This is a genomic window from Micromonospora sp. NPDC048843, from assembly GCF_040649965.1.
Lineage (GTDB): Bacteria > Actinomycetota > Actinomycetes > Mycobacteriales > Micromonosporaceae > Micromonospora > Micromonospora hortensis.
Genome location: NZ_JBEZGJ010000345.1, coordinates 1 through 2,886, shown reverse-complemented (window position 1 = coordinate 2,886; position 2,886 = coordinate 1). Strand labels below are relative to the sequence as shown.

At 73.3% G+C, this 2,886-nt stretch carries 2 protein-coding genes; both read left to right on the top strand.

Annotated elements, in window-relative coordinates:
• Positions 1-286 precede the first annotated feature (286 nt).
• Positions 287-1,399: a TOMM precursor leader peptide-binding protein gene (locus AB0C20_RS35905; protein WP_357187982.1), complete on the top strand. Its 1,113-nt coding sequence runs from the start codon at positions 287-289 to the stop codon at positions 1,397-1,399.
• Complete coding sequence (locus AB0C20_RS35900) at positions 1,396-2,742, top strand: AarF/ABC1/UbiB kinase family protein (protein ID WP_357187984.1); 1,347 nt, start codon at positions 1,396-1,398, stop codon at positions 2,740-2,742. Before AB0C20_RS35905 ends, AB0C20_RS35900 begins: the two co-directional genes overlap by 4 nt.
• Positions 2,743-2,886: the final 144 nt, after the last annotated feature.

The window sequence follows — 2,886 nt, the reverse complement described above, 5'->3', positions numbered from 1 at the left end:
GCGGGAGATCCCGTTCGACACGATTCTCGCGGCGATCGAGACCGCGTTGCTGACCGCCTACCGGCACACCGACGGGGCCGAGCCGCACGCCCGGGCCCCGTTGCCGAATCGGGAGTTCGTGCCACTGCTGCGATGCCCTGTCGGGTGATGCCCTGTCGGGTGACCGACAACAGGCGCGAGGGGCTGTGGAAAACCTGCCAAATCCTGTGGATAGCGCTGGACAGCGGCCTGACCGCCTGTGGACAACGATCGACTGAACGCGAAGATGCGGTCACGATTCGTGACCATGAGTCGCACCGTACTGCCCCGCCCCACCCTGCTGCCCGGCCTCAACCGGCTCTGGCGAGACCGGCACACTCTCCAACTCGGCATCGGCCCTGGGCCGGCCGCCCTACTGGAGTTGGCCAACCCCCGCGCCGCCCACCTGCTCGACCTGCTCGACGGCACCCGCAGCGAGCGGACCGTGGTGACCCAGGCGGCATCCGCCCAGGTCAGTGCCGACGACGCGCGTACCCTGCTCGACACCCTGCGGGCCGCCGGCCTGTTGGTGCCCGCGCACAGCCTGCTCCCCCGCGACCTGACCGGCCCGGTCCGCGCCCGGCTCGCGGCGGAGGCCGGCGCGCTCGCCCTGGCCGCCGCCCGACTGCCCGGCACTCCCGCGCAGGTCCTGCGTAGGCGGCGCGCCGCCCGCGTCCTGCTCACCGGCGCCGGGGCGCTCGGCGGGCCGCTGACGGTGGCGTTGGCCCAGTCCGGCGTGGGGCGGGTGATTCCCCAGCTCACCGGCTCGGTACGCCCCGTCGACCTGATCGGCACTGGCATCCCCGCCGCCGAACTGGGTCGACCGCTCGCACCGGCGGTGCGGGCCGCGGTCGACCGCGTCGCACCGGGCACCGGCACCCGCCCGAGCCGCGCCCTACGGATCGACCTGGTGGTCCAGCTCGGCACGGACCGGCCTCCCGCGCTGCTCGCCGCCGGTCTCGCCCAGCGTCGGCAGCCGCACCTGCTGGTCACACTGCGCGAGGGCGTGCCGGTGATCGGGCCGTTGGTCCGCCCACCCGCCGGGCCCTGCCTGCACTGCGTCGAGCTGCACCGAGCCGACCGCGACCCGGACTGGCCCCGGCTCGCCGCGCAACTCGCCGCCGCCGACCCGGTGGCCGCCGCAACGACCGGCACGCTGCTCGTCGCCTGCGGGTACGCCCTGGCCGAGGCGCTGGCGCAGCTGGACGGCGGCCAGCCGGAGACGCTGGGCAGTGCCATGGAGATCACCGGTGCGGGCCGTTTTCGTCGTCGGGGTTGGCCGCCACACCCGGCGTGTGGGTGCTCGGGAGGCCGAGTGTCCGCACCAGCCCAGCCGCAGAGCAGCAGCGGGGCCCTCCGGTCGGTAACAATGACCGGGTGACCGACATCCCGCGCCGCGCCGTGTCCCGCACCGCCAAGCTCGCCGCCCTGCCGCTCGGCTTCGCCGGCCGGACCGTTCTGGGGATGGGAAAGCGCGTCACCGGGCTGGCCTCCGACGTGATCTCCGCGGAGATTCAGCAGCGCACCGCCGAACAGTTGTTCAGCGTGCTGGGCCAGCTCAAGGGCGGGGCGATGAAGTTCGGTCAGGCACTGTCGGTCTTCGAGGCCGCGTTGCCGGAGGAGATCGCCGCGCCCTACCGGCAGGCGCTGACGAAGTTGCAGGAGGCGGCGCCACCGCTGCCGGTCGCCAGCGTGCACAAGGTGCTGACCGAGCAGCTCGGCCCCGACTGGCGGGACCTTTTCGTCGAGTTCAACGACGTCCCGGCCGCCGCCGCGAGCATCGGCCAGGTTCACCGGGCGCGCTGGCGCGAGCCAGGCTTCGACGAGTCGGGCGAACCGAACAGCCGCGACGTGGCGGTCAAGATCCAGTATCCGGGGGCCGGCGATGCCCTGCTCGCCGACCTCAAGCAGCTCTCCCGCCTGGGCGGAATGTTCCGAGCCATCCAGCCCGGCCTGGACGTCAAGCCGCTCCTGGCCGAGCTGCGCGAACGGATCACCGAGGAGTTGGACTACGAGTTGGAGGCCGAGTCGCAGCGCACCTTCGCCGCCGCGTACGCCGACGACCCGGAGATCTTCATCCCGGAAGTGATCAATGCCTCGCCCCGGGTGCTGGTCACCGAATGGGTGACGGGCACCCCGCTGGCCGACATCATCCGCGAGGGCACCGAGGAGGATCGGGACGAGGCCGGCCGGTTGATGGCCACCCTGCACCTCTCCGCGCCGCAGCGGGCCGGGCTGCTGCACGCCGACCCGCACCCGGGAAACTTTCGGCTGCTGCCCGACGGTCGACTCGGGGTGATCGACTTCGGTGCGGTGGCCCGGATGCCGGAGGGCACCCCGGAGCCGATCGGTCGTATCGCCGCGATGGCCCTGCGCGGCGATGCCGACGAGGTGGTGGCGGGGCTGCGGTCGGAGGGGTTCATCGGCTCGGCCGAGGAGATCGACGCCGAGGGGGTGCTCGACTTCCTCCGCCCCATGTTGGAGCCCATCGCGGCGGACGGCTTCCGGTTCACGCGGGCCTGGCTACGGGCCGAGGCGGGTCGACTGGCCAGTCCTCGCTCCCCCACGTACCAGCTGAGCAAGCGGCTCAACCTGCCCCCGTCGTACCTGCTGATCCACCGGGTGACGCTCGGGTCGATCGGGGTGCTCTGCCAGTTGGAGGCGAAGGCCCCCTACCGGAGCATCCTGGAGCGCTGGCTGCCCGGCTTCGCCCCGGTCGCCTGACCGTCGAGGCGTGACCACGTCGAGGCCCAGGGCGGCTGAACACATGGGGAAGGGCGGGGGGCGGGGGGGCCCCGCCCCTCCGCGGGGGGGGGGTGGAGTGAAAACCCCACGCGCGCGGCCCCCGGGTGGGGGCGGTGCAGGCGC